The 20,996-nt window shown below is 64.9% G+C and carries 20 protein-coding genes; 16 read left to right on the forward strand and 4 right to left on the reverse strand.

All coding sequences use genetic code 11. From position 1 onward, the window contains the following. The first annotated feature begins 54 nt into the window (after positions 1-54). Positions 55-1,353: a serine/threonine protein kinase gene (locus P5705_RS16720; RefSeq protein WP_277461962.1), complete on the forward strand. Its 1,299-nt coding sequence runs from the start codon at positions 55-57 to the stop codon at positions 1,351-1,353. After that, positions 1,346-2,161, forward strand: a complete 816-nt coding sequence (locus P5705_RS16725) for an MlaA family lipoprotein (RefSeq protein WP_277461963.1) — start codon at positions 1,346-1,348, stop codon at positions 2,159-2,161. The genes P5705_RS16720 and P5705_RS16725 overlap by 8 nt, the downstream gene beginning before the upstream one ends. Before the next feature lie 108 nt (positions 2,162-2,269). Here P5705_RS16725 and P5705_RS16730 read toward each other — a convergent pair whose 3' ends face one another. Beyond that, entirely contained in the window at positions 2,270-3,418 is a 1,149-nt protein-coding gene (locus P5705_RS16730; RefSeq protein ID WP_277461964.1) for a patatin-like phospholipase family protein, read from the reverse strand. Between the two features lie 92 nt (positions 3,419-3,510). Further along, positions 3,511-4,446: a lipid A biosynthesis lauroyl acyltransferase gene (locus tag P5705_RS16735; protein ID WP_277461966.1), complete on the reverse strand. Its 936-nt coding sequence runs from the start codon at positions 4,444-4,446 to the stop codon at positions 3,511-3,513. Between the two features lie 100 nt (positions 4,447-4,546). Between P5705_RS16735 and minC the strand changes: the two genes are divergently transcribed. The 7 genes from minC (at position 4,547) to P5705_RS16770 (ending at position 11,233) form a co-directional block, all read left to right on the forward strand. Beyond that, on the forward strand, positions 4,547-5,308 hold the full coding sequence (gene minC, locus P5705_RS16740; protein ID WP_277461968.1) for a septum site-determining protein MinC: 762 nt from the start codon (positions 4,547-4,549) through the stop codon (positions 5,306-5,308). A gap of 97 nt (positions 5,309-5,405) precedes the next feature. After that, complete coding sequence (gene minD, locus P5705_RS16745; RefSeq protein WP_277461969.1) at positions 5,406-6,218, forward strand: septum site-determining protein MinD; 813 nt, start codon at positions 5,406-5,408, stop codon at positions 6,216-6,218. A 3-nt stretch (positions 6,219-6,221) separates the two neighbouring features. Next, positions 6,222-6,476: a cell division topological specificity factor MinE gene (gene minE / locus P5705_RS16750; RefSeq protein ID WP_277461970.1), complete on the forward strand. Its 255-nt coding sequence runs from the start codon at positions 6,222-6,224 to the stop codon at positions 6,474-6,476. Between the two features lie 150 nt (positions 6,477-6,626). Then, a complete protein-coding gene (locus P5705_RS16755; RefSeq protein WP_277461971.1) occupies positions 6,627-7,262 on the forward strand; it encodes an RluA family pseudouridine synthase in 636 nt (211 codons plus the stop codon). A gap of 133 nt (positions 7,263-7,395) precedes the next feature. Next, on the forward strand, positions 7,396-8,685 hold the full coding sequence (locus P5705_RS16760) for a M18 family aminopeptidase (protein WP_213660013.1): 1,290 nt from the start codon (positions 7,396-7,398) through the stop codon (positions 8,683-8,685). Positions 8,686-8,888: 203 nt separating this feature from the next. After that, the gene (locus P5705_RS16765; protein WP_011532728.1) at positions 8,889-9,056 is read left to right on the forward strand and encodes a hypothetical protein; all 168 of its coding nucleotides are present in this window, start codon (positions 8,889-8,891) and stop codon (positions 9,054-9,056) included. A gap of 44 nt (positions 9,057-9,100) precedes the next feature. Further along, on the forward strand, positions 9,101-11,233 hold the full coding sequence (locus P5705_RS16770; protein ID WP_277461972.1) for a mechanosensitive ion channel family protein: 2,133 nt from the start codon (positions 9,101-9,103) through the stop codon (positions 11,231-11,233). A gap of 109 nt (positions 11,234-11,342) precedes the next feature. Here the strand turns inward: P5705_RS16770 and phnR are convergent, their stop codons facing one another. Next, complete coding sequence (phnR, locus tag P5705_RS16775) at positions 11,343-12,056, reverse strand: phosphonate utilization transcriptional regulator PhnR (RefSeq protein ID WP_277461973.1); 714 nt, start codon at positions 12,054-12,056, stop codon at positions 11,343-11,345. Between the two features lie 325 nt (positions 12,057-12,381). Between phnR and P5705_RS16780 the strand changes: the two genes are divergently transcribed. The 6 genes from P5705_RS16780 to P5705_RS16805 all read left to right on the forward strand — a co-directional run bounded on the left by P5705_RS16780 (position 12,382) and on the right by P5705_RS16805 (position 17,681). Continuing rightward, positions 12,382-13,440: an ABC transporter substrate-binding protein gene (locus P5705_RS16780; RefSeq protein WP_277461976.1), complete on the forward strand. Its 1,059-nt coding sequence runs from the start codon at positions 12,382-12,384 to the stop codon at positions 13,438-13,440. A gap of 156 nt (positions 13,441-13,596) precedes the next feature. After that, entirely contained in the window at positions 13,597-14,403 is an 807-nt protein-coding gene (locus P5705_RS16785) for an alkaline phosphatase family protein (RefSeq protein ID WP_011532724.1), read from the forward strand. Beyond that, complete coding sequence (locus P5705_RS16790; RefSeq protein ID WP_277461977.1) at positions 14,400-15,239, forward strand: ABC transporter permease; 840 nt, start codon at positions 14,400-14,402, stop codon at positions 15,237-15,239. Before P5705_RS16785 ends, P5705_RS16790 begins: the two co-directional genes overlap by 4 nt. Beyond that, positions 15,229-16,023, forward strand: coding sequence for an ABC transporter permease (locus P5705_RS16795; protein ID WP_277461978.1), 795 nt, complete (start codon positions 15,229-15,231; stop codon positions 16,021-16,023). The genes P5705_RS16790 and P5705_RS16795 overlap by 11 nt, the downstream gene beginning before the upstream one ends. Before the next feature lies 1 nt (position 16,024). After that, positions 16,025-17,014, forward strand: coding sequence for an ABC transporter ATP-binding protein (locus P5705_RS16800; protein ID WP_277461979.1), 990 nt, complete (start codon positions 16,025-16,027; stop codon positions 17,012-17,014). A 13-nt stretch (positions 17,015-17,027) separates the two neighbouring features. Beyond that, a complete protein-coding gene (locus P5705_RS16805; protein ID WP_277461981.1) occupies positions 17,028-17,681 on the forward strand; it encodes an HAD family hydrolase in 654 nt (217 codons plus the stop codon). A 60-nt stretch (positions 17,682-17,741) separates the two neighbouring features. Here P5705_RS16805 and P5705_RS16810 read toward each other — a convergent pair whose 3' ends face one another. After that, complete coding sequence (locus P5705_RS16810; RefSeq protein ID WP_277461982.1) at positions 17,742-18,704, reverse strand: NAD(P)H-quinone oxidoreductase; 963 nt, start codon at positions 18,702-18,704, stop codon at positions 17,742-17,744. 142 nt (positions 18,705-18,846) lie between these two features. Between P5705_RS16810 and P5705_RS16815 the strand changes: the two genes are divergently transcribed. Then, positions 18,847-20,928 (forward strand): carboxy terminal-processing peptidase, encoded by a 2,082-nt coding sequence (locus P5705_RS16815; RefSeq protein ID WP_277461983.1) that lies wholly within the window; start codon positions 18,847-18,849, stop codon positions 20,926-20,928. Positions 20,929-20,996: the final 68 nt, after the last annotated feature.

Raw genomic sequence — 20,996 nt, forward strand, 5'->3', positions numbered from 1 at the left:
GTGGTCCTAGCCTGCGTCTTGATTGCACGACCTTGCGTTTTCCTGGGGGACTTCATGCTTCGACCTTTGCGCCTCGCCGCCCTGCTTGGCGGCCTGCTCATGGCTGCGGCCGCCCTGGCACGGGACATCGACGCCGCGAGCTACGGCTTTCCGCTGACCAACCCGTTCGAGGCGACCATCGCCACCACGCCGCCGGACCACCGCCCGACGCTGCCCAGCGACGATGACATCGACCAGGCCGACTACAGCCTCACGCTACGCCCTGAGCGCGAATTCACCTTGCCCGACAACTTCTGGTCGGTGAAGAAGCTGCGCTATCGCCTGGCCAGGCAGGACCACGAGGCGCCGCTGATCTTCCTGATCGCCGGCACCGGCGCGCCCTACTCCAGCAGCATCAACGAATACCTGAAGAAACTGTTCTATCAGGCCGGCTACCACGTGGTGCAACTGTCCTCGCCCACCAGCTGGGACTTCATGAGCGCCGCCTCGCGCTTCGCCACCCCGGGCGTGACCAGCGAGGATGCCAAGGACCTGTACCGGGTCATGCAGGCGGTGCGCGCGCAACACCCGCGCCTGCCGGTCAGCGAGTACTACCTCACCGGCTACAGCCTGGGGGCGCTGGACGCGGCGTTCGTCAGCAAGCTGGACGAAACCCGCCAGAGCTTCAAGTTCAAGCGCGTGCTGCTGCTCAACCCACCGGTCAACCTGTACACCTCGGTCACCAACCTGGACAAGCTGGTACAGACCCGGGTCAAGGGCATCGACAAGAGCACCACGTTCTACGAGCTGATGCTGGAAAAACTCACCCGCTACTTCCAGGAAAAGGGCTACATCGACCTCAACGACGCCCTGCTGTACGACTTCCAGAGGTCCCGCGAGCACCTGTCCAACGAACAGATGGCCATGCTCATCGGCACCTCGTTCCGCTTCTCGGCGGCCGACATCGCCTTCACCTCCGACCTGATCAACCGCCGTGGCCTGATCATTCCGCCGAAGCTGCCGATCACCGAGGGCAGCAGCCTGGAGCCGTTCTTCAAGCGCGCCCTGCAATGCGACTTCGACTGCTACATCACCGAGCAGGTGATCCCGATGTGGCGCGCACGCACCGACGGCAACAGCGTGTTGCAACTGATCGACCAGGTCAGCCTGTACGCCCTGGAAGACTACCTGCGCGACAGCCCCAAGATCGCCGTGATGCACAACGCCGACGACGTGATCCTCGGGCCCGGCGATATCGGCTTCCTGCGCCGGGTGTTCGGCGACCGTCTCACGCTCTACCCCCATGGCGGCCATTGCGGCAACCTCAACTACCGCGTCAACAGCGACGCCATGCTGGAGTTCTTCCGTGGTTAACCGACTGCTGCTCGTCACCGCCCTGCTCGCCAGCGGCTGCGCCCTGGCCGAGGAGACCGCGCCGCGTGCCAGCGTGGTCGAATCCGAAACCATCGGCACCCTCTCGGCGGAACCCGACGGTTTCCTCGATCCGCTGCGCGAACTGAAATTCAACCCGGGCCTGGACCAGCGCGAGTTCGAGCGCTCGACCCTGGCTGCGCTGAACGTGTACGACCCGCTGGAGTCGCTGAACCGGCGTATCTATCACTTCAACTACCGCTTCGACGAGTGGGTATTCCTGCCGGTGGTCAATGGTTACCGCTACGTCACGCCGGGCTTCGTGCGTACCGGCGTCAGCAACTTCTTCAGCAACCTGGGTGATGTGCCCAACCTGTTCAACAGCGTGCTGCAGCTCAAGCCCAGGCGTTCGGCGGAAATCACCGCGCGGCTGATGTTCAACACCCTCATTGGCGTCGGTGGGTTGTGGGACCCGGCAACGAAGATGGGCCTGCCGAAACAGAACGAGGACTTCGGCCAGACCCTGGGGGTCTATGGCGTGCCGGAAGGGCCGTACATCATGCTGCCGATCCTGGGGCCGTCGAACCTGCGCGACACCACCGGGCTGGTGGTGGACTACGTCGGCGAGCGGGAGCTCAACTACCTCAACATGGCCGAGGCGGCCGAGGACCATCCCGAAATCACCCTGCTGCGCGTCATCGACCGGCGCTACACCAACAACTTCCGCTACGGGCAGACCAATTCGCCGTTCGAGTACGAGAAGCTGCGCTACGTGTACACCCAGGCGCGCAAGTTGCAGATCGCCGAATAGCTGCAATTCGTTGTAGGAGCGGCTTCAGCCGCGATCCAGGCAATGCGGTGCCCGGCACCCGCTGCGCGGGTGATCGCGGCTGAAGCCGCTCCTGCACAGGCGAACCGGTCACCCCGCCAATCCCAGAAACTGCACCAGCTCGCGCTTCTTCGCCAGGGCATCCTGGCGCCCCAGCTCGATAAGCTCGCTGCAATAGCTCGCCTCGAACAACAAATAGCTCAACACCCCCGCTCCACTGGTTTTGGTCGCCCCTGGCCCGCGCAGGAACAGGCGCAGCGCCGCAGGCAGCTCGCGCCGGTGCCGCGCGGCGATCTCGTCCAGCGGTTGGCTGGGCGCCACCACCAGCACCTCGATCGGCGACAGGCCCAGGCGCCGGGTATCCAGGTGCGCGGGCAGCAGGTGGCTGAGGTGGTTCAGCCGCTGCAGCAGCTCGATGTCGTCCTCGAGGCTGTCGATGAAGGTGCTGTTGAGCATGTGCCCGCCGATCTGTGCCAGGCTCGGCTGCTGGCCGCTGAACACGCGCTGGGTCGGCAACGGCGGCGCCGGCCGCTGGGGGTTGCCGCTGACCCCCACCACCAGCACGCGGCTGGCGCCCAGGTGCAGTGCCGGGCTGATCGGCGCCGACTGGCGCACCGCGCCATCGCCGAAGTACTCCTCGCCCAGGCGCACCGGGGCGAACAGCAACGGGATCGCCGAGCTGGCCAGCAAGTGGTCGATGGTCAGCGGCGTGGGCATGCCGATGCGGCGGTGGCGCAGCCAGGGCTCGATGGTGTCGCGGCCTTGGTAGAAGGTCACGGCCTGGCCCGACTCGTAGCCGAAGGCGGTGATGGCGACGGCGCGCAGCTGGTTGGACGCCAGGGAGTGGCCGATGCCATCGAGGTCGAGGTGCTTGTGCAGCAGGGCGCGCAAAGGGCGGCTATCGAGCAGCGCCACCGGTACATGGCTACCCAGCCCCAGCAGGCTGTGCCCGACGAAGCGGCTGGCCTGGCGGATGACCCCCGGCCAGTCGCTGCGTACCACCTGATGGCTGCGAAAGTGCTGCCAGAAGGTGGTGAGGTGCTGCACCGACTCGGCGAAACGCGTGGCGCCACTGGCCAGTTTGACGGCATTGATGGCGCCAGCCGACGTGCCGACGATCACCGGGAACGGGTTAGGGGCGCCAGGGGGCAGCAGCTCGGCGATGCCGGCGAGCACGCCGACCTGGTAGGCGGCGCGGGCGCCGCCGCCGGAGAGGATCAGGCCGGTGGTGGGGGTCATGGTTCCTTCCTGGATCTTCGCCCGTTCGCCGGCAAGCCGGCTCCTACAGGGCCAGCGTAGGAGCCGGCTTGCCGGCGAACGGGCCGGACAATTCAGCGTGCTTTCTTGTCGTACAACCGCGGCTCGCCCTCGGGCCGCGACTTGAAACGCCGGTGCGCCCACAGGTATTGCTCGGGGCACTCACGCAACACACCCTCGACCCACTGGTTGATGCGCAGGCAATCGGCTTCTTCGGTCTCACCCGGGAAGCCCTCGAGCGGCGGGTGCACCACCAGACGATAGCCGCTGCCGTCCTCCAGGCGCCTCTGGGTGAACGGAATCACCCGGGCCTTGCCCAGCCGGGCGAACTTGGTGGTGGCGGTAACGGTAGCGGCCTGGATGCCGAACAGCGGCACGAAGATGCTCTGCTTGATGCCGTAGTCCTGGTCCGGGGCGTACCAGATCGCCCGCCCCTTGCGCAGCAGCTTGAGCATGCCGCGCACGTCGTCGCGCTCCACCGCCAGCGAGTCGAGGTTGTGGCGCTCGCGGCCACGGCGCTGGATGAAGTCGAACACCGCGTTGCCGTGCTCGCGGTACATGCCGTCGATGGTGTGGACCTGCCCCAGCAATGCGGCGCCGATCTCCAGGGTGGTGAAATGCACGGCCATGAGAATGGCGCCCTCGCCTTCACGCTGGGCAGCCTGCAGGTGCTCGATGCCCTCGATATGGGCCAGGCGCGCCAATCGGGCCTTTGGCCACCACCAGCTCATGGCCATCTCGAAGAAGGCGATGCCGGTGGAGGCGAAATTTTCCTTGAGCAGGCGCTGCCGTTCGTCGCCGGACAGTTCCGGGAAACACAGTTCGAGGTTGCGCGCGGCGATGCGCCGGCGCTCACCTGCCGCCCGGTACATCACCGCGCCCAGGGCGCGCCCCAGCGCCAGCAGGGCCCGGTACGGCAGCTGGGCGACCAGCCACAGCAGCCCCAGGCCCAGCCACAGGCCCCAGAATCGTGGGTGAAGGAAAGAGGATCGAAAACGCGGGCGTTCCATTGAAGCTTCCGGCAAGACATGAGCCCGGCATTCTACATCGGTTGCGGGCAATCGGTCTTATCGCTATAAGTCAGGGCACTTTTCTCGCAACAAGCCGTCTATGCAGACCATGAGCCCCAACCAGACACCCGACAACGCCCCCGTGTTCCAGCTCAAGGGCAGCATGCTTGCCATCACCGTGCTGGAACTGGCGCGCAACGACCTCGAATCCCTCGACCGCCAGTTGGCGGCGAAGGTGGCGCAGGCGCCGAATTTCTTCAGCAACACCCCGCTGGTGCTGGCCCTGGACAAGCTGCCGGCTGACGAAGGCGCCATCGACCTGCCCGGTTTGATGCGCATCTGCCGTCACCATGGCCTGCGCACCCTGGCAATCCGCGCCAGCCGCATCGAGGACATCGCCGCGGCGATCGCCATCGACCTGCCGGTGCTGCCCCCGTCGGGCGCCCGCGAGCGCCCGCTGGAGCCAGAGCCTGAGGTGAAGAAGCCCGAGCCAGAGCCCGCTCCACCACCTGCCCCCGCAGAGCCGGAAGTCCGCCCGACGCGCATCATCACCTCGACGGTACGCGGTGGCCAGCAGATCTACGCCCAGGGCGGCGACCTGGTGGTGACCGGCTCGGTCAGCCCCGGCGCGGAACTTCTTGCCGATGGCAATATCCATGTGTACGGCGCCATGCGTGGCCGGGCCCTGGCCGGTATCAAGGGTAATACCAAGGCGCGTATCTTCTGCCTGCAGATGACTGCGGAAATGGTCTCCATCGCCGGCCAGTACAAAGTATGCGAAGACCTGCGCCGGGACCCGCTGTGGGGCTCGGGCGTGCAAGTCAGCCTGTCCGGCGACGTGTTGAACATCACCCGTCTTTAACGGATACTTGCCGGCATTTTTAGCGCAACTTTTTTCACGTTGCCGTTTTTTGTATTTGCAGGGACCTGCGTCCCATTTTATTTAGGGGTGAAACACCTTGGCCAAGATTCTCGTGGTTACATCCGGCAAGGGGGGTGTGGGCAAGACCACCACCAGCGCCGCCATTGGTACCGGCCTCGCGCTGCGCGGGCACAAGACGGTCATCGTCGACTTCGACGTCGGTCTGCGTAACCTCGACCTGATCATGGGCTGCGAGCGCCGTGTGGTGTACGACTTCGTCAACGTGGTCAATGGCGAAGCCAACCTGCAGCAAGCCCTGATCAAGGACAAGCGCCTGGAGAACCTGTTCGTGCTGGCCGCCAGCCAGACCCGCGACAAGGACGCCCTGACCAAGGAAGGCGTCGAGAAGGTGCTGATGGAGCTCAAGGAGCAGTTCGACTTCGTGGTCTGCGACTCGCCTGCCGGTATCGAAAAAGGCGCACACTTGGCGATGTACTTCGCTGACGAGGCCATCGTCGTGACCAACCCGGAAGTCTCGTCGGTGCGTGACTCCGACCGCATGATCGGCCTGCTGTCCAGCAAATCGCGCCGCGCAGAGCAAGGCGAGGACCCGATCAAGGAACACCTGCTGATCACCCGCTACCACCCTGAGCGCGTCGAGAAAGGCGAAATGCTTGGCGTCGAAGACGTCAAGGAAATCCTCTCGGTCGAGCTCCTGGGTGTCATTCCCGAATCTCAAGCAGTGCTCAAGGCCTCCAACCAAGGCATCCCGGTCATCCTTGACGACCAGAGCGATGCCGGCCAGGCCTACAGCGACACCGTCGACCGCCTGCTGGGTAAAGACAAGCCACTGCGGTTCATCGAAGTGCCGAAGCAAGGATTCTTCGCGCGCCTGTTTGGAGGCAAATAAACCATGAACCTTCTTGACTTCTTTCGTGGCAGACAGAAACAAAGCAGCGCGTCGGTAGCGAAAGAGCGTCTACAGATCATCGTGGCGCACGAGCGCGGCCAGCGCAGCACCCCGGACTACCTGCCCGCTCTGCAGAAGGAGCTGGTCGAGGTGATCCGCAAGTACGTCAACATCGGCAATGACGACGTGCACATCGAGCTGGAAAACCAGGGCAGTTGCTCGATCCTCGAGCTGAACATCACCCTGCCTGAGCGCTGATCCAGCACCTTTTGGCCATCCTGGGGCTGCTTCGCAGCCCTTTCGCGGCACAAGGCCGCTCCTACAGGGATTTCGCGATCCCTGTAGGAGCGGCCTTGTGCCGCGAAAGGGCCGCAAAGCGGCCCCAAATGTCTATATAGAGAACCTGCAATGCCGCTGTCGAACATCCAGATCCTTCACAAAGACGCCGCCATCCTGGTGATCAACAAGCCGACCCTGCTGCTGTCGGTGCCAGGCCGCGCCGAGGACAACAAGGACTGCCTGATCACCCGCCTGCAGGAAAACGGCTACCCCGATGCGCTGATCGTCCATCGCCTGGACTGGGAAACCTCGGGCATCATCCTGCTGGCCCGCGACGCCGACAGCCACCGCGAGCTGTCGCGCCAGTTCCACGACCGCGAGACGGAAAAGGCCTATACCGCGCTGTGCTGGGGCCAGCCGGCGCTGGACAGCGGCAGCATCGACCTGCCGCTGCGCTACGACCCGCCCACCAAGCCACGGCATGTGGTCGACCACGAGCAGGGCAAGCACGCCCTGACCTTCTGGCGCATCGTCGAGCGTTGCGGTGATCATTGCCGGGTCGAGCTGACGCCGATCACCGGGCGTTCGCACCAGTTGCGTGTGCACATGCTGTCGATCGGGCACCCGTTGCTGGGGGATCGGCTATATGCCAACCCCGAGGCGCTGGCGGCCCATGAACGGCTGTGCCTGCATGCGTCGATGCTGAGCTTCACCCATCCGGTGACGGGCGAACGTCTGAAATTCGAGTGCCCGGCGCCGTTTTGAAGCTATTCGCCGGCAAGGCCGGCTCCTACAGGAAAGCGCCATACCTGTAGGAGCCGGCCTTGCCGGCGAAGGGGTCGACACAATTTGTCGAGCAATTACGCTAAACTCGCGCCACTGCTGTCTGGAGTGACTTATGCGCGACGCCCTGAATGCCGGCCTGATCGAATTCCTCAAGGCCTCCCCGACGCCCTTCCACGCCACCGCCAGCCTCGTGCAACGCCTCGAGGCCGCCGGCTACCAGCGCCTGGACGAGCGCGACAGCTGGGCCACGGTGCCTGGCGGTCGCTACTACGTGACCCGCAACGATTCCTCGATCATCGCCATCAAGCTGGGCAAGCTCTCGCCGCTGCTGGGCGGGATCCGCATGGTCGGCGCCCACACCGACAGCCCCTGCCTGCGGGTCAAGCCGCAGCCCGAGCTGCAGCGCCAGGGCTTCCTGCAACTGGGTGTCGAAGTGTACGGCGGCGCCCTGCTCGCCCCCTGGTTCGACCGCGACCTGTCGCTGGCCGGCCGGGTGACCTTCCGCCGTGACGGCAAGGTCGAAAGCCAGCTGATCGACTTCAAGCTGCCGATCGCGGTGATCCCGAACCTGGCGATCCACCTCAACCGCACCGCCAACGAAGGCTGGCAGATCAACCCGCAGACCGAGCTGCCGCCGATCCTGGCGCAAGTGGCCGGCGACGAACGTGTCGACTTCCGCGCCCTGCTCACCGAGCAACTGGCCCGCGAGCACGACCTCAACGCCGACGTGGTGCTCGATTACGAGCTGAGCTTCTACGACACGCAAGACGCCGCGCTGATCGGCCTGAACGGCGACTTCATCGCCGCCGCCCGCCTGGACAACCTGCTGTCGTGCTATGCCGGCCTGCAGGCGCTGCTCGCCGCCGATAGCGACGAAACCTGCGTGCTGGTGTGCAACGACCATGAAGAGGTCGGCTCCTGCTCGGCCTGTGGCGCCGATGGCCCGATGCTCGAGCAGACCTTGCAGCGCCTGCTGCCGGACGGCGACGATTATGTGCGCGCCATCCAGCGCTCGCTGATGGTCTCGGCCGACAATGCCCATGGCGTGCACCCCAACTACGCCGACAAGCACGACGGCAATCACGGGCCCAAGCTCAACGCCGGCCCCGTGATCAAGGTCAACAACAACCAGCGCTACGCCACCAACAGCGAAACCGCCGGTTTCTTCCGCCATCTGTGCATGGCCGAAGAGGTGCCGGTGCAGAGCTTCGTGGTGCGCAGCGACATGGGCTGTGGCTCGACCATCGGCCCGATCACCGCCAGCCACCTGGGTGTGCGCACCGTCGATATCGGTCTGCCGACCTTCGCCATGCACTCGATCCGCGAGCTGTGCGGCAGCCATGACCTGGCGCACCTGGTGAAGGTGCTCACCGCCTTCTATCGCAGCCGCGAACTGCCTTGAGGCCACAAACCATAACCCATTGATTCAGCATGACCTCTGTAGGAGCGGCTTGAGCCGCGATCACCCGCGAAGCGGGTGCCAGCCACCGCGTTGCCTGCATCGCGGCTAAAGCCGCTCCTACAGCGAACATGCCCCGGGTCAACGCCCCACCGCCGCAACCCGCTATGCTTAGGGCATGCCCCGAAGCAAAAGGATTGCCATACATGTCCCCCTTCCTCTCCCTGTTCGTGCCCGTCTTCCTGTTCCTTATGCTGCTGACCATCGGTTTCAGCCTGCGCGAGCGCAACATCGGCGTGCTGATGATGTGGATCGGCACCCTGGGCATCTTCGGCCTCACCTGCTGGAAGATCCTCGAGAAACTCCCCACATAAAGCTCTACACTCGGGCAATCGTTTGACCTGAGGTAGATTTCCCGGTGCCTGCATTCCTGCGCTGCCTGACCCTTCTGTTGTTCCTGTTCGTCACCCCGGCCCACGCCGCCGGCCTGCCGGGCCTGCTCGGTTCGAGCGCGCCCAGCCAGCCCGAGGCCAGCGAACCCCTGGGCAAATCCCTGGACGAGGTGATCAAGAACCTGGAAAACGACCAGCAGCGGGCCAAGCTGCTGAGCGACCTGAAGAAACTGCGCGACGCCAGCAAGCAATCGCAACCCACCGTCGAGCAAGGTGTGCTGGGATTGATCGGCGGCGCCCTGCATGACTTCGAGCAACAGTTCAGCGGCGAGGCCAGCCCGTTCAACCGCTGGTCGCTGGAGATCAGCCAGGCGCGTGACGAACTGACCGCGTTGGTGGTGCCGGTGCACCAATGGCCGGCGATGCTGTTCGGTTTCGCCGCGATCATCGCGGTGTGGAGCCTGTTGGCCTATGCCTTCAACTGGGTTGGCCACCAAGTGCGGGTACGCTTCGGCCTGAGCGAGGAGCTGCCCCAGCATCCGCGCACCTGGGACCTGGTGCGCTTCGCCCTGCGCAAGCTCGGCCCCTGGCTGGTGGCCCTTGTCTTCACCGTCTACCTGAGCTTTGCCCTGCCCTCCTCCCTGGGCAAGTCCATGGCCATGGTCCTGGCCTACGCCCTGGTGGTCGGCACGCTGTTCTCGGCCATCTGCGTGATCGCCTTCTCCCTGCTCGACGGCCCGCACCGCCGCCGCGCGTTGCACATCCTGCGCCACCAGGCGTTTCGCCCGCTGTGGATGATCGGCAGCTTCGCCGCGTTCGGCGAGGCGATGAGCGACCCCCGCCTGACCACCGCCCTGGGCAGCCACCTGGCCCACGCCCTGGCCACCCTCGCCAACGTCATCGCCGCAGTGTGCACCGGCCTGTTCATCCTGCGCTTCCGCCGCCCGATCGCCCACCTGATCCGCAACCAGCCGCTGGCCCGGCGCCTGACCCGCCGTACCCTGAGCGACACCATCGAGATCCTCGGCAGCTTCTGGTACATCCCGGCCCTGATCCTGGTGGCGATCTCGCTGTTCGCCACCTTCGTTTCCGCCGGCGACACCAGCACCGCCCTGCGCCAGTCACTGATGTGCACGGTGCTGGTGGTGGTGTGCATGGTGCTCAACGGCCTGGTGCGCCGCCACGCCGCCAACCCCAAGCGCGCCAACAAGCGCCAGGCGGTCTACACCGAACGCCTGCGCAACTTCGGCTATGTGCTGGTGCACCTGTTCATCTGGCTGGCGTTCATCGAGTTGGGCCTGCGCGTGTGGGGCCGTTCGATGATCAGCTTCGCCGAGGGCGACGGCCATGAAGTGAGCCTGCGCCTGCTGGGCCTGGCCGGCACGCTGATCGTCGCCTGGCTGGTGTGGATCCTCGCCGACACCGCCGTGCACCACGCCCTGGTGCGCTCGCGCCGGGGCCTGGCCAACGCCCGGGCGCAGACCATGATGCCGCTGATCCGCAACGTGATGTTCGTGGTGATCTTCATCATCGCGGTGATCGTCGCCCTGGCCAACATGGGCATGAACGTCACCCCGCTGCTGGCCGGTGCCGGTGTCATCGGCCTGGCCATCGGTTTCGGCGCGCAGTCGCTGGTGGCCGACCTGATCACCGGGCTGTTCATCATCATCGAGGACTCGCTGGCCATCGACGACTACGTCGACGTCGGCGGCCACCTGGGCACGGTGGAGGGCCTGACCATCCGCACCGTGCGCCTGCGCGACATCGACGGCATCGTCCACACCATCCCGTTCAGCGAGATCAAGAGCATCAAGAACTACTCGCGGGAGTTCGGCTACGCGATCTTCCGCGTGGCCATCCCCCACAGCATGAACATCGACCAGGCCATCACATTGATCCGCGAGGTAGGGCAGAAGCTGCGCAACGACCCGCTGATGCGCCGCAATATCTGGTCACCGCTGGAGTTGCAGGGGGTGGAGAGCTTCGAGTCGGGCTCGGCGATCCTGCGGGCACGGTTCAAGACCGCGCCGATCAAGCAGTGGGAAGTGTCGCGGGCGTTCAACCTGGCGTTGAAGCGCCAGCTGGATGAAGCCGGGCTGGACCTGGCGACGCCGCGGTTGTCGGTGCAGGTGGTGACCGCTGGCGGCGACACGAAGTAACGCCAGCTCCCTGTAGGAGCGGCTTCAGCCGCGATCACCCGCAAGGCGGGTGCCAGGTACCGCGTCGCCTGCATCGCGGCTGAAGCCGCTCCTACAAATAAAGAACGCCTTAACCCGCCTCGGCGCAGATGCGAATCGCATCATGCCGCCAATACTCCAGGTCACAGTCGATCAGATGCCCATGCTGGTCACTGTTGACCCGGGTGATATGCAACCCCGGACTGCCCGCCGACATCTTCAACGCGCTGGCCGCCGCCACCGGCAACGCCGTCGGCAGGATCTCGAAACACACCTGCCCGTACTGAATCCCATACTCGCGCGCATAGATCTCGGTCAGCGACCGCGCCAGGTCCAGTTCGAGTATCCCGGGGAAGTAACGCGGATTGAGATAGTGCTCGGCATACAGCACCGCCCGCCCATCGATGCGCCGCAGGCGGCAGATGCACACCACGCTGGACAGCGCCGGCAGGCGCAAGCGCGCGCAGATCGCCGCCGGCGCCGGCTGCAGCCGCGCCGACAGCAGCTCGGTGCGCGGCTCGCGCCCCTGGTCACGGACCATCGCGTGGAAGTGGCTACGCTGGATCAGGTCGTAGGTCAGCCGCTCGGGGGCGACGAACCAGCCACGCCGCTCTTCGCGATAGATCAGGCCCTGCGCTTCCAACTGCACCAGCGCCTCGCGCAGGGTGATGCGCGTGGTGTCGAACACCTCGCTGAGCTTGCGTTCGGCCGGCAGCTTGCCGCCCGGTGCCAGCAGACCATGTTCGATCTGCTCCTGCAGGGCCTGGCAGATGGCTGTTACCGCGCGCGGTGGCGTCGCTTGCATCAAAGGTTACCTATCTGGACTAGTCCAGCCCCATGACAGGGCATTCGGAGAATAGTGCAAGCCTAGGCACAGCTGATGAACATCCTGTGACAAAGCCTTGATTCACACTTGCCAGATTCGGGCCAGCCCCCGTAAATCCGGGCCTCGCGATGTGGTCTACGCTGTATTTCCAGGGCCGTCGCCGCCCTTGGGGACGCCCGCCTTACATCAAACTGTCACGCAACAGGCCTACCTTGGCTCAAGGTTTGCTGACCTAGACCAACGGTTCGCAAGCGCAGGTCCATTCATAACAACGAATGCAAGGCACCCACCAAAGGAGCTTCGGATGAAAAAGTTGTTCATGGCGTCACTGCTCGGTTCAGCCATCGCTTTTTGCACCTCGGCCATGGCCGATGACCTCAAGGCCCTTGAAGACGCCGCCCGCAAGGAGGGCACGGTCAACAGCGTGGGCATGCCCGATGCCTGGGCCAACTGGAAAGGCACCTGGGAGGACCTGGCGAAGAAATACGGCCTCAATCACAGCGACACCGACATGAGCTCGGCCCAGGAAGTCGCCAAGTTCGACGCGGAAAAGGACAACGCCAGCGCCGACATCGGCGACGTCGGCGCCGCCTTCGGCCCGATCGCCGCCACCAAGGGCGTGACGCAGCCATACAAACCAAGCACCTGGGACCAGGTCCCGGCATGGGCCAAGGACAAGGACGGCCACTGGGCCCTGGCCTATACCGGCACCATCGCCTTCATCATCAACAAGGACCTGGTCAAGGAAGGCGAGCGCCCCACCAGCTGGCACGACCTGGAGAAAGGCAAGTACAAGGTCGCCATCGGTGACGTCGGTACCGCCGCCCAGGCCGCCAATGGCGTGCTCGCCGCCGCCATCGCCTACAAGGGCGACGAGAGCAACATCGAGCCGGGCCTGCAACTGTTCACCAAGCTGGCCCAGCAGAAACGCCTGTCGCTGGCCAACCCGACCATCCAGACCCTCGAGAAGGGCGAGGTGGAAGTCGGCGTGGTGTGGGACTTCAACGGCCTGAGCTACCGCGACCAGATCGACCCGAAGCGCTTTGAAGTGCTGATCCCGTCGGATGGCTCGGTCACCTCCGGCTACACCACCATCATCAACAAGTACGCCAAGCACCCGAACGCCGCCAAGCTGGCCCGCGAGTACATCTTCAGCGACGCCGGGCAGACCAACCTGGCCATCGGCCACGCCCGGCCGATCCGCGCCGAGCACCTGAAGCTGCCGGCGGACGTGCAGGCCAAGCTGCTGCCCAACGAGCAGTACAAGGCGGCCCAACCGATCAAGAACGCCGAAGCCTGGGAAGCGACCTCCAAGGCCCTGCCGCAGAAGTGGCAGGAGCAAGTGATCATCGAGATGGAATAAAGCAGGACCATCCCGGGGCTGCTGCGCAGCCCATCGCGACGCAAGGCCGCTCCCACAGGGCACGCGTCGCCCCCGAGGTTTGCACGACCTCTGTGGGAGCGGCCTTGCGTCGCGAAAGGAGGGCAAGGCCCTCCCCGTTTTTTTGCGGAGTCATAAATGAACCACAACGTCATCCTGGTCCTGCTCGACGGCCTCAACCACCAGGTCGCGCACCACGCCATGGGCCACCTGCACGCCTATGTCGAGGCCGACCGCGCCGCGCTGTATCGCGTGGAATGCGAACTGCCGTCGCTGTCGCGGCCGCTGTACGAATGCATCCTCACCGGCGTGCCGCCCATCGACAGCGGCATCGTGCACAACAACGTCAACCGCCTGTCCAACCAGCGCAGCGTGTTCCACTACGCCCGCGAGGCGGGCCTGGGCACCGCGGCGGCGGCCTATCACTGGATGAGCGAGCTGTACAACCGCTCGCCGTTCGACCCGCTGCGCGACCGCCACACCCACGCGCCGAAGCTGCCCATCCAGCACGGCCTGTTCTATTACGCCGACCACTACCCCGATTCGCACCTGCTGGCCGACGCCGAGTACCTGCGACGCCGCCACGCCCCCAACTTCCTGCTGGTGCACCCGATGAACATCGACGACGCCGGCCACCGCCACGGCCTGGACAGCAGCCAGTACCGCAACGCCGCGCGCAGCGCCGACATCCTGCTGGCCGACTACCTGCCGCGCTGGCTGGAAGAGGGCTACCAGGTGCTGGTCACCGCCGACCACGGCATGAACAACGACCGCTCGCATAACGGCCTGCTGGCCGAGGAACGCGAAGTGCCGCTGTTCGTCTTCGGCGAGGCGTTCAGCCTCGACCCGGCGGCCAAGCCATTGCAGACCGAGCTGTGCGGGACGATCTGCGAGCTGCTGGGGGCGCCCCACGACAAGCCGGTCTGCCGGGAGCTGCTCAAGTGAATGCAAGCCATCGCGGCCGCTACCTGGCCCTGCTCTGCCTGCTGCCGTTCGCCGTGTTCTTCATCATTTTCCAGGTCGCGCCGCTGGCCTGGGTCGCCCTCAACAGCCTGCAGGGCGAAAGCGGCTGGGGCCTGGCCAACTTCAGCAAGATCTTCGCCTCGAAGTTCTACCTGCAGGCGCTGCAGCGCAGCCTGGAGATCAGCTTCTGGTCGAGCCTGTTCGGCATCGTCATCGCCACGCTGGGCGCCTACTCGCTACGCCGGGTCGACTCGAAGCTGCGCGACTTCGTCAGCGCCTTCGCCAACATGACCAGCAACTTCGCCGGCGTGCCGCTGGCGTTCGCCTTCATCATCCTGCTGGGTTTCAACGGCGCGCTGACGCTGCTGCTCAAGCAGATGGGCCTGCTCGGTGATTTCAGCATCTACTCCAAGACCGGCCTGATCCTGGTCTACACCTACTTCCAGATTCCCCTGGGCGTGCTGCTGCTCTACCCCGCCTTCGACGCCCTGCGTGAAGACTGGCGCGAATCCGCCGCGCTGCTGGGCGCCAGCCACTGGCAGTTCTGGCGGCACATCGGTTTGCCGGTGCTCACCCCGGCACTGCTGGGCACATTCGTCATCCTGCTGGCCAACGCCCTGGGCGCCTACGCCACCGTCTATGCCCTGACCACCGGCAACTTCAACGTGCTGCCGATCCGCATCGCCGGGCTGGTGGCCGGCGACATCAGCCTCGACCCGAACCTGGCCAGTGCCCTGGCGATGGTACTGGTGGGGCTGATGACCGTGGTCACGGTGGTCCATCAATGGCTGCTCAAGAGGAGCTACCATGCGCGCTGAACACAATGCAGGCGGGCTCTACCACCGGGTGGTGGTGTACCTGCTGTTCCTGATCCTGCTGCTGCCGCTGGCCGGCACCCTGCTCTACTCGCTGGCCACCAGCTGGTCGGCGACCCTGCTGCCCAGTGGCCTGACCTTGAAGTGGTACATCGCGCTGTGGAGCGAACCGCGCTTCCTCGCCGCCTTCGGCCAGTCGCTGCTGGTGTGCGTGGGTGCACTGGTGCTGTCGGTGGTACTGATCCTGCCGCTGTTGTTCGTGGTGCATTACCACTTCCCGAAACTCGACGCGCTGATGAACGTGCTGATCCTGCTGCCGTTCGCGGTGCCGCCGGTGGTGTCTTCGGTGGGCCTGCTGCAGCTGTACGGCAGCGGGCCGATGGCCATGGTCGGCACGCCGTGGATCCTGATCGGCTGCTACTTCACCATCGCCCTGCCGTTCATGTACCGGGCCATCACCAACAACCTGCAGGCCATCAACCTGCGCGACCTGATGGACGCCGCCCAGCTGCTGGGCGCCAGCACCTGGCAGGCCGCCTTCCTGGTGGTGCTGCCCAACCTGCGCAAGGGCCTGATGGTGGCGTTGCTGCTGTCGTTCTCGTTCCTGTTCGGCGAGTTCGTATTCGCCAACCTGCTGGTGGGCACCCGCTACGAAACCCTGCAGGTGTACCTCAACAACATGCGCAACAGCAGCGGCCACTTCAACAGCGCCCTGGTGATTTCCTACTTCGCCTTCGTGCTGGTGCTGACCTGGGTCGCCAACCGCTTGAACAAGGACAAGACCTGACATGAGCTTCGTCAGCGTACAGAAACTGCAAAAAAGCTACGCCGGCAGCCCGGTGTTCGAGAACATCGACTGCCAGATCGAGCGCGGCGAGTTCGTCACCCTGCTCGGCCCCTCCGGCTGCGGCAAGTCCACCCTGCTGCGCTGCATCGCCGGGCTGACGCCGGTGGACCAAGGGCGGATCCTGCTCGACGGCCAGGACATCGTCCCGCTCAGCCCGCAGAGGCGCGGCATCGGCATGGTGTTCCAGAGCTACGCGCTGTTCCCCAACATGACCGTGGAGCAGAACGTCGCGTTCGGCCTGCGCATGCAGAAGGTCAAAACCGACGAGAGCCAGGCCCGGGTGCGCGAAGTGCTCGACCTGGTGGAACTGGGCAGCTTTGCCGGCCGCTACCCGCATCAACTGTCCGGTGGCCAATGCCAGCGCGTGGCCCTGGCCCGCTCACTGGTCACCCGTCCGCGCCTGCTGCTGCTCGACGAGCCGCTGTCGGCGCTGGATGCGCGCATCCGCAAGCACCTGCGCGAGCAGATCCGCGCGATCCAGCGCGAGCTGGGGCTGACCACCATCTTCGTCACCCACGACCAGGAAGAAGCACTGACCATGTCGGACCGCATCGTCCTGATGAACCAGGGCCGCATCGTCCAGAGCGGCGACGCCGAGACCCTCTACACCGCCCCCGTCGACCTGTTCGCCGCGGGCTTCATCGGCAACTACAACCTGCTCGACGCCGACAGCGCCAGCCGCCTGCTGCAACGCCAGGTGACCAGCCGCCTGGCGATCCGCCCGGAGTCCATCACCCTCGGATTGAACGGTGAGCTGGACGGCGAGGTGCGCAGCCACAGCCTGCTGGGCAACGTCATCCGCTATCGGGTCAAGGTACGCGACGTGGAGCTGGTGGTCGACGTGCTCAACCGTTCGGCGGCCGACCTGCACGCCGACGGCCAGCGGGTATCCTTGTCGATCGACCCCACGGCGCTACGGGAAGTAGCCTAAGGAGCATCAACGCATGGCACTGGCAATTTTCGATCTGGACGAAACCCTCATCCATGGTGACTGCGCGTCGCTGTGGAGCGAGCAGATGGCCCGGCTGGGCTGGGTCGACGGCAAGGCGTTCCTCAAGCGCGACCATGAGCTGATGGAGGCCTATGGCAAGGGCCACCTGGCCATGGAGGACTACATGGCCTTCAGCCTGGAGCCCATCGCCGGGCGCACCCTGGAAGAAGTCGAGCACCTGGTCGAACCGTGGGTGGAGGATGTGATCGAGCCGATCATCCATGGCGACGCCTGCCGCTGCATCGCCGAGCACCGCAAGCGTGGCGATCGGATCCTGATCATCTCGGCGAGCGGCACGCACCTGGTGGGGCCGATCGCGGCACGCCTGGGCGTGGATGAATACCTGGCGATCGAACTGGAGGCGGTGAACGGGGTGTTTACCGGCAAGACCCACGGCGTGTTGACCTACCGTGAAGGCAAGATCACCCGGTTGCTGGAGTGGCTGGACCAGGAGCAGGAAAATCTGGAGGGGGCGAGTTTCTATTCCGATTCAAGGAACGACTTGCCATTGTTGCTGAAGGTGGATCATCCGCATGTGGTGAATCCGGATTCGGTGTTGCGCGAGCATGCCCAGATCAATGGCTGGCCGATCCTGAGCTGGTCGTGAAACCGCTATTCGCCGGCGAGGCCGGCTCCTACAGGGAGCGTGCCTTGCCGGCGAACGGATCTAACTCAAGCTCGGATCGATCACCATGACCAGCTTGCCCGACACCTGGTTGCTCTCGAGCTCGGCATACGCCGCCTGGGCGAATTCGACTGGGTAAGTGTCAACCAACTGCGGCGACAACCGTCCTTCGCTGAACAACGGCCACACCTGCTGCTGCAGTTCGCGCAGCAACTCGGCCTTGAACCCGTCGTCGCGGTTGCGCAGGGTCGACCCGGTGATCTCCAGGCGCTTGCCCAGCACCAGCGCCAGGTCCAGCTCGAACTTGCGTCCGCCCATCAAACCAATGATCACCCAGCGTCCGTCGCGGGCCAGCACGTTGAGGTTCAACTGCCCGTAACCAGCCCCCACCGGATCGAGGATCACATCGAATGGCCCGAGCTGCTCCAGCTCGTCGAGGTTGGCGTTGCGCACCACGCCACCCGCCGCGCCCAGGCCTTGGCAGTAAGCCAGGCGCTCCGGCGAGCCTACGCTGACCCACACCGGGCTGCCAAAGGCCTTGCACAGCTGGATGGCCGCCGAGCCCACGCCACTGGCGCCGGCATGCACCAACACCTTCTCGCCAGCCTTCAGGCCACCGAGCTGGAAGATGTTCAACCAGGCCGTGGCGTACACCTCCGGCAGCGCCGCCGCCTCGTGCAGGCTCAGGCCCTCGGGTACCGGCAGCACATGGCGGGCATCGACCACCACTTCCTCGGCCATGGCCCCGCTGGCCAGCAGCGCGCACACCCGGTCGCCCACGCGCCAGGCGGCGCCGGCACCGACTTCCTCGACCACGCCGGCGCACTCCAGGCCCATGTACGGGCTGGCGCCTGGCGGTGGCGGATACAGCCCCTTCATCTGCAACAGGTCAGCGCGGTTCAGCCCTGCAGCGGCCACGCGAATACGCACCTGCCCCGCGTCACAGGCCGGACGATCAGCCTCGACCCAGGCCACATGTCCGTCAACGCCTTGCAATGCCTTCACAGTGCCTCCATAGTTGAATCATATGACTGAGCCTGGGCGAGCACGTCCCAGGCTTTTTGCAGTATGCGTCCGGTTTCATGGAACCGGCGAACGGAAAAGACGGCCTACTATGCGTGATCAATTGCCTCCACGTCGAATCAGCATGAAGCATTTCCTCCCCAGCACCGCCCTCGCCCTGGTGATCGGGCTCGGCAGCCTCGCGCTCGGTGGCAATGCGGCCGCCGCCAACAAGTGGGACAGCCTGCAGCCGGACCGCGACGAAGTCGTCGCCAGCCTCAACATCGTCGAGCTGCTCAAGCGCCACCACTACAGCAAGCCGCCGCTGGACGACGCCCGTTCGGTCATCATCTATGACAGCTACATCAAGCTGCTCGACCCTTCGCGCAGCTACTTCACCGCCGCGGACATCGCCGAGTTCGACAAGTGGAAAACCCAGTTCGACGACTTCCTCAAGAGCGGCAACCTCGAACCCGGCTTCACCATCTACAAGCGCTACCTGGACCGCGTGAAGCAGCGCCTGGACTTCGCCCTGGCTGAGCTCAACAAAGGCGTCGACAAGATCGACTTCACGGTGAAGGAAGACCTGCTGGTCGACCGCAAGGACGCCCCGTGGATGAAGAACCAGGCCGAACTCGACGACCTGTGGCGCAAACGCGTCAAGGACGAGGTGTTGCGCCAGAAGATCTCCGGCAAAGAGCTCAAGCAGGTCCAGGAAACCCTCACCAAGCGCTACAAGAACCAGCTGTCGCGCCTGGACCAGACCCGTGCCGAAGACATCTTCCAGGCCTACATCAACACCTTCGCCCAGTCCTACGACCCGCACACCAATTACCTGTCGCCGGACAACGCCGAGAACTTCGACATCAACATGAGCCTGTCGCTCGAAGGCATCGGCGCGGTGCTGCAGAGCGACAACGACCAGGTCAAGATCGTGCGCCTGGTGCCGGCCGGCCCGGCGGCGAAGACCAAGCAGGTCGCCCCCGCCGACAAGATCATCGGCGTCGCCCAGGGCAACAAGGAAATGGTCGACGTGGTCGGCTGGCGCCTGGACGAAGTGGTCAAGCTGATCCGCGGCCCGAAAGGCTCGGTGGTGCGCCTGGAGGTCATCCCGGCCAGCAACGCGCCGAACGACCAGACCAGCAAGATCGTCGCGATCACCCGCGAAGCCGTGAAGCTCGAGGAGCAGGCGGCGAAGAAGTCGGTGCTCAAGCTCAAGCAGGACGGCCGCGACTACAAGCTGGGGATCATCGAGATCCCGGCCTTCTACCTCGACTTCAAGGCCTACCGCGCGGGTGACCCCGACTACAAGAGCACCACCCGCGACGTGAAAAAACTGCTGACCGAACTGCAGAAGGAAAAGGTCGACGGCGTGGTCATCGACCTGCGCAACAACGGCGGCGGCTCGCTGCAGGAAGCCACCGAACTGACCAGCCTGTTCATCGAGAAAGGCCCGACCGTGCTGGTGCGCAACGCCGACGGCCGTGTCGACGTGCTCGAGGACGAGAACCCCGGCGCCTTCTACAAGGGCCCGCTGGCGCTGCTGGTCAACCGCCTTTCGGCGTCCGCCTCGGAGATCTTCGCCGGTGCCATGCAGGACTACCACCGCGCGCTGATCATCGGTGGCCAGACCTTCGGCAAGGGCACCGTGCAAACCATCCAGCCGCTCAACCACGGCGAACTCAAGCTCACCCTGGCCAAGTTCTACCGGGTTTCCGGGCAGAGCACCCAACACCAGGGCGTGCTGCCGGACATCGCCTATCCGTCGATCATCGATACCAAGGAAATCGGCGAAAGCGCGCTGCCTGAAGCCATGCCCTGGGACACCATCCGCCCGGTGGTCAAGCCGGCTTCCGACCCGTTCAAGCCGTTCCTGGCCCAACTCAAGGCGCAGCATGACGCACGTAGCGACAAGGACGCCGAGTTCGTCTACATCCGCGACCGCCTGGCATTGACGCAGAAGCTGATGAACGAGAAGACCGTCAGCCTCAACGAGCAGGAGCGTCGCGCCCGCCACGACGAGATCGAGGCCAAGCAACTGGCGCTTGAGAACATTCGTCGCAAAGCCAAGGGCGAGGAGCCGCTCAAAGAGCTGAAGAAGGAAGACGAGGATGCGCTGCCGGCCGAGCCGGAAGACACCAAGCCCGAGGACGACGCCTACCTGTCCGAGACTGGTCGCATCCTGCTCGACTACCTGGGCCTGAGCACTTCGGTGGCCAAGCACTGAAGTGATGGCAGAATAATGTGACCTGTCATCAAACAGTCATCGGGCTGTCGTGAAATAGAAGGGCCGGA

The sequence above is a fragment of the Pseudomonas entomophila genome (genome assembly GCF_029478665.1).
GTDB lineage: Bacteria > Pseudomonadota > Gammaproteobacteria > Pseudomonadales > Pseudomonadaceae > Aquipseudomonas > Aquipseudomonas entomophila_F.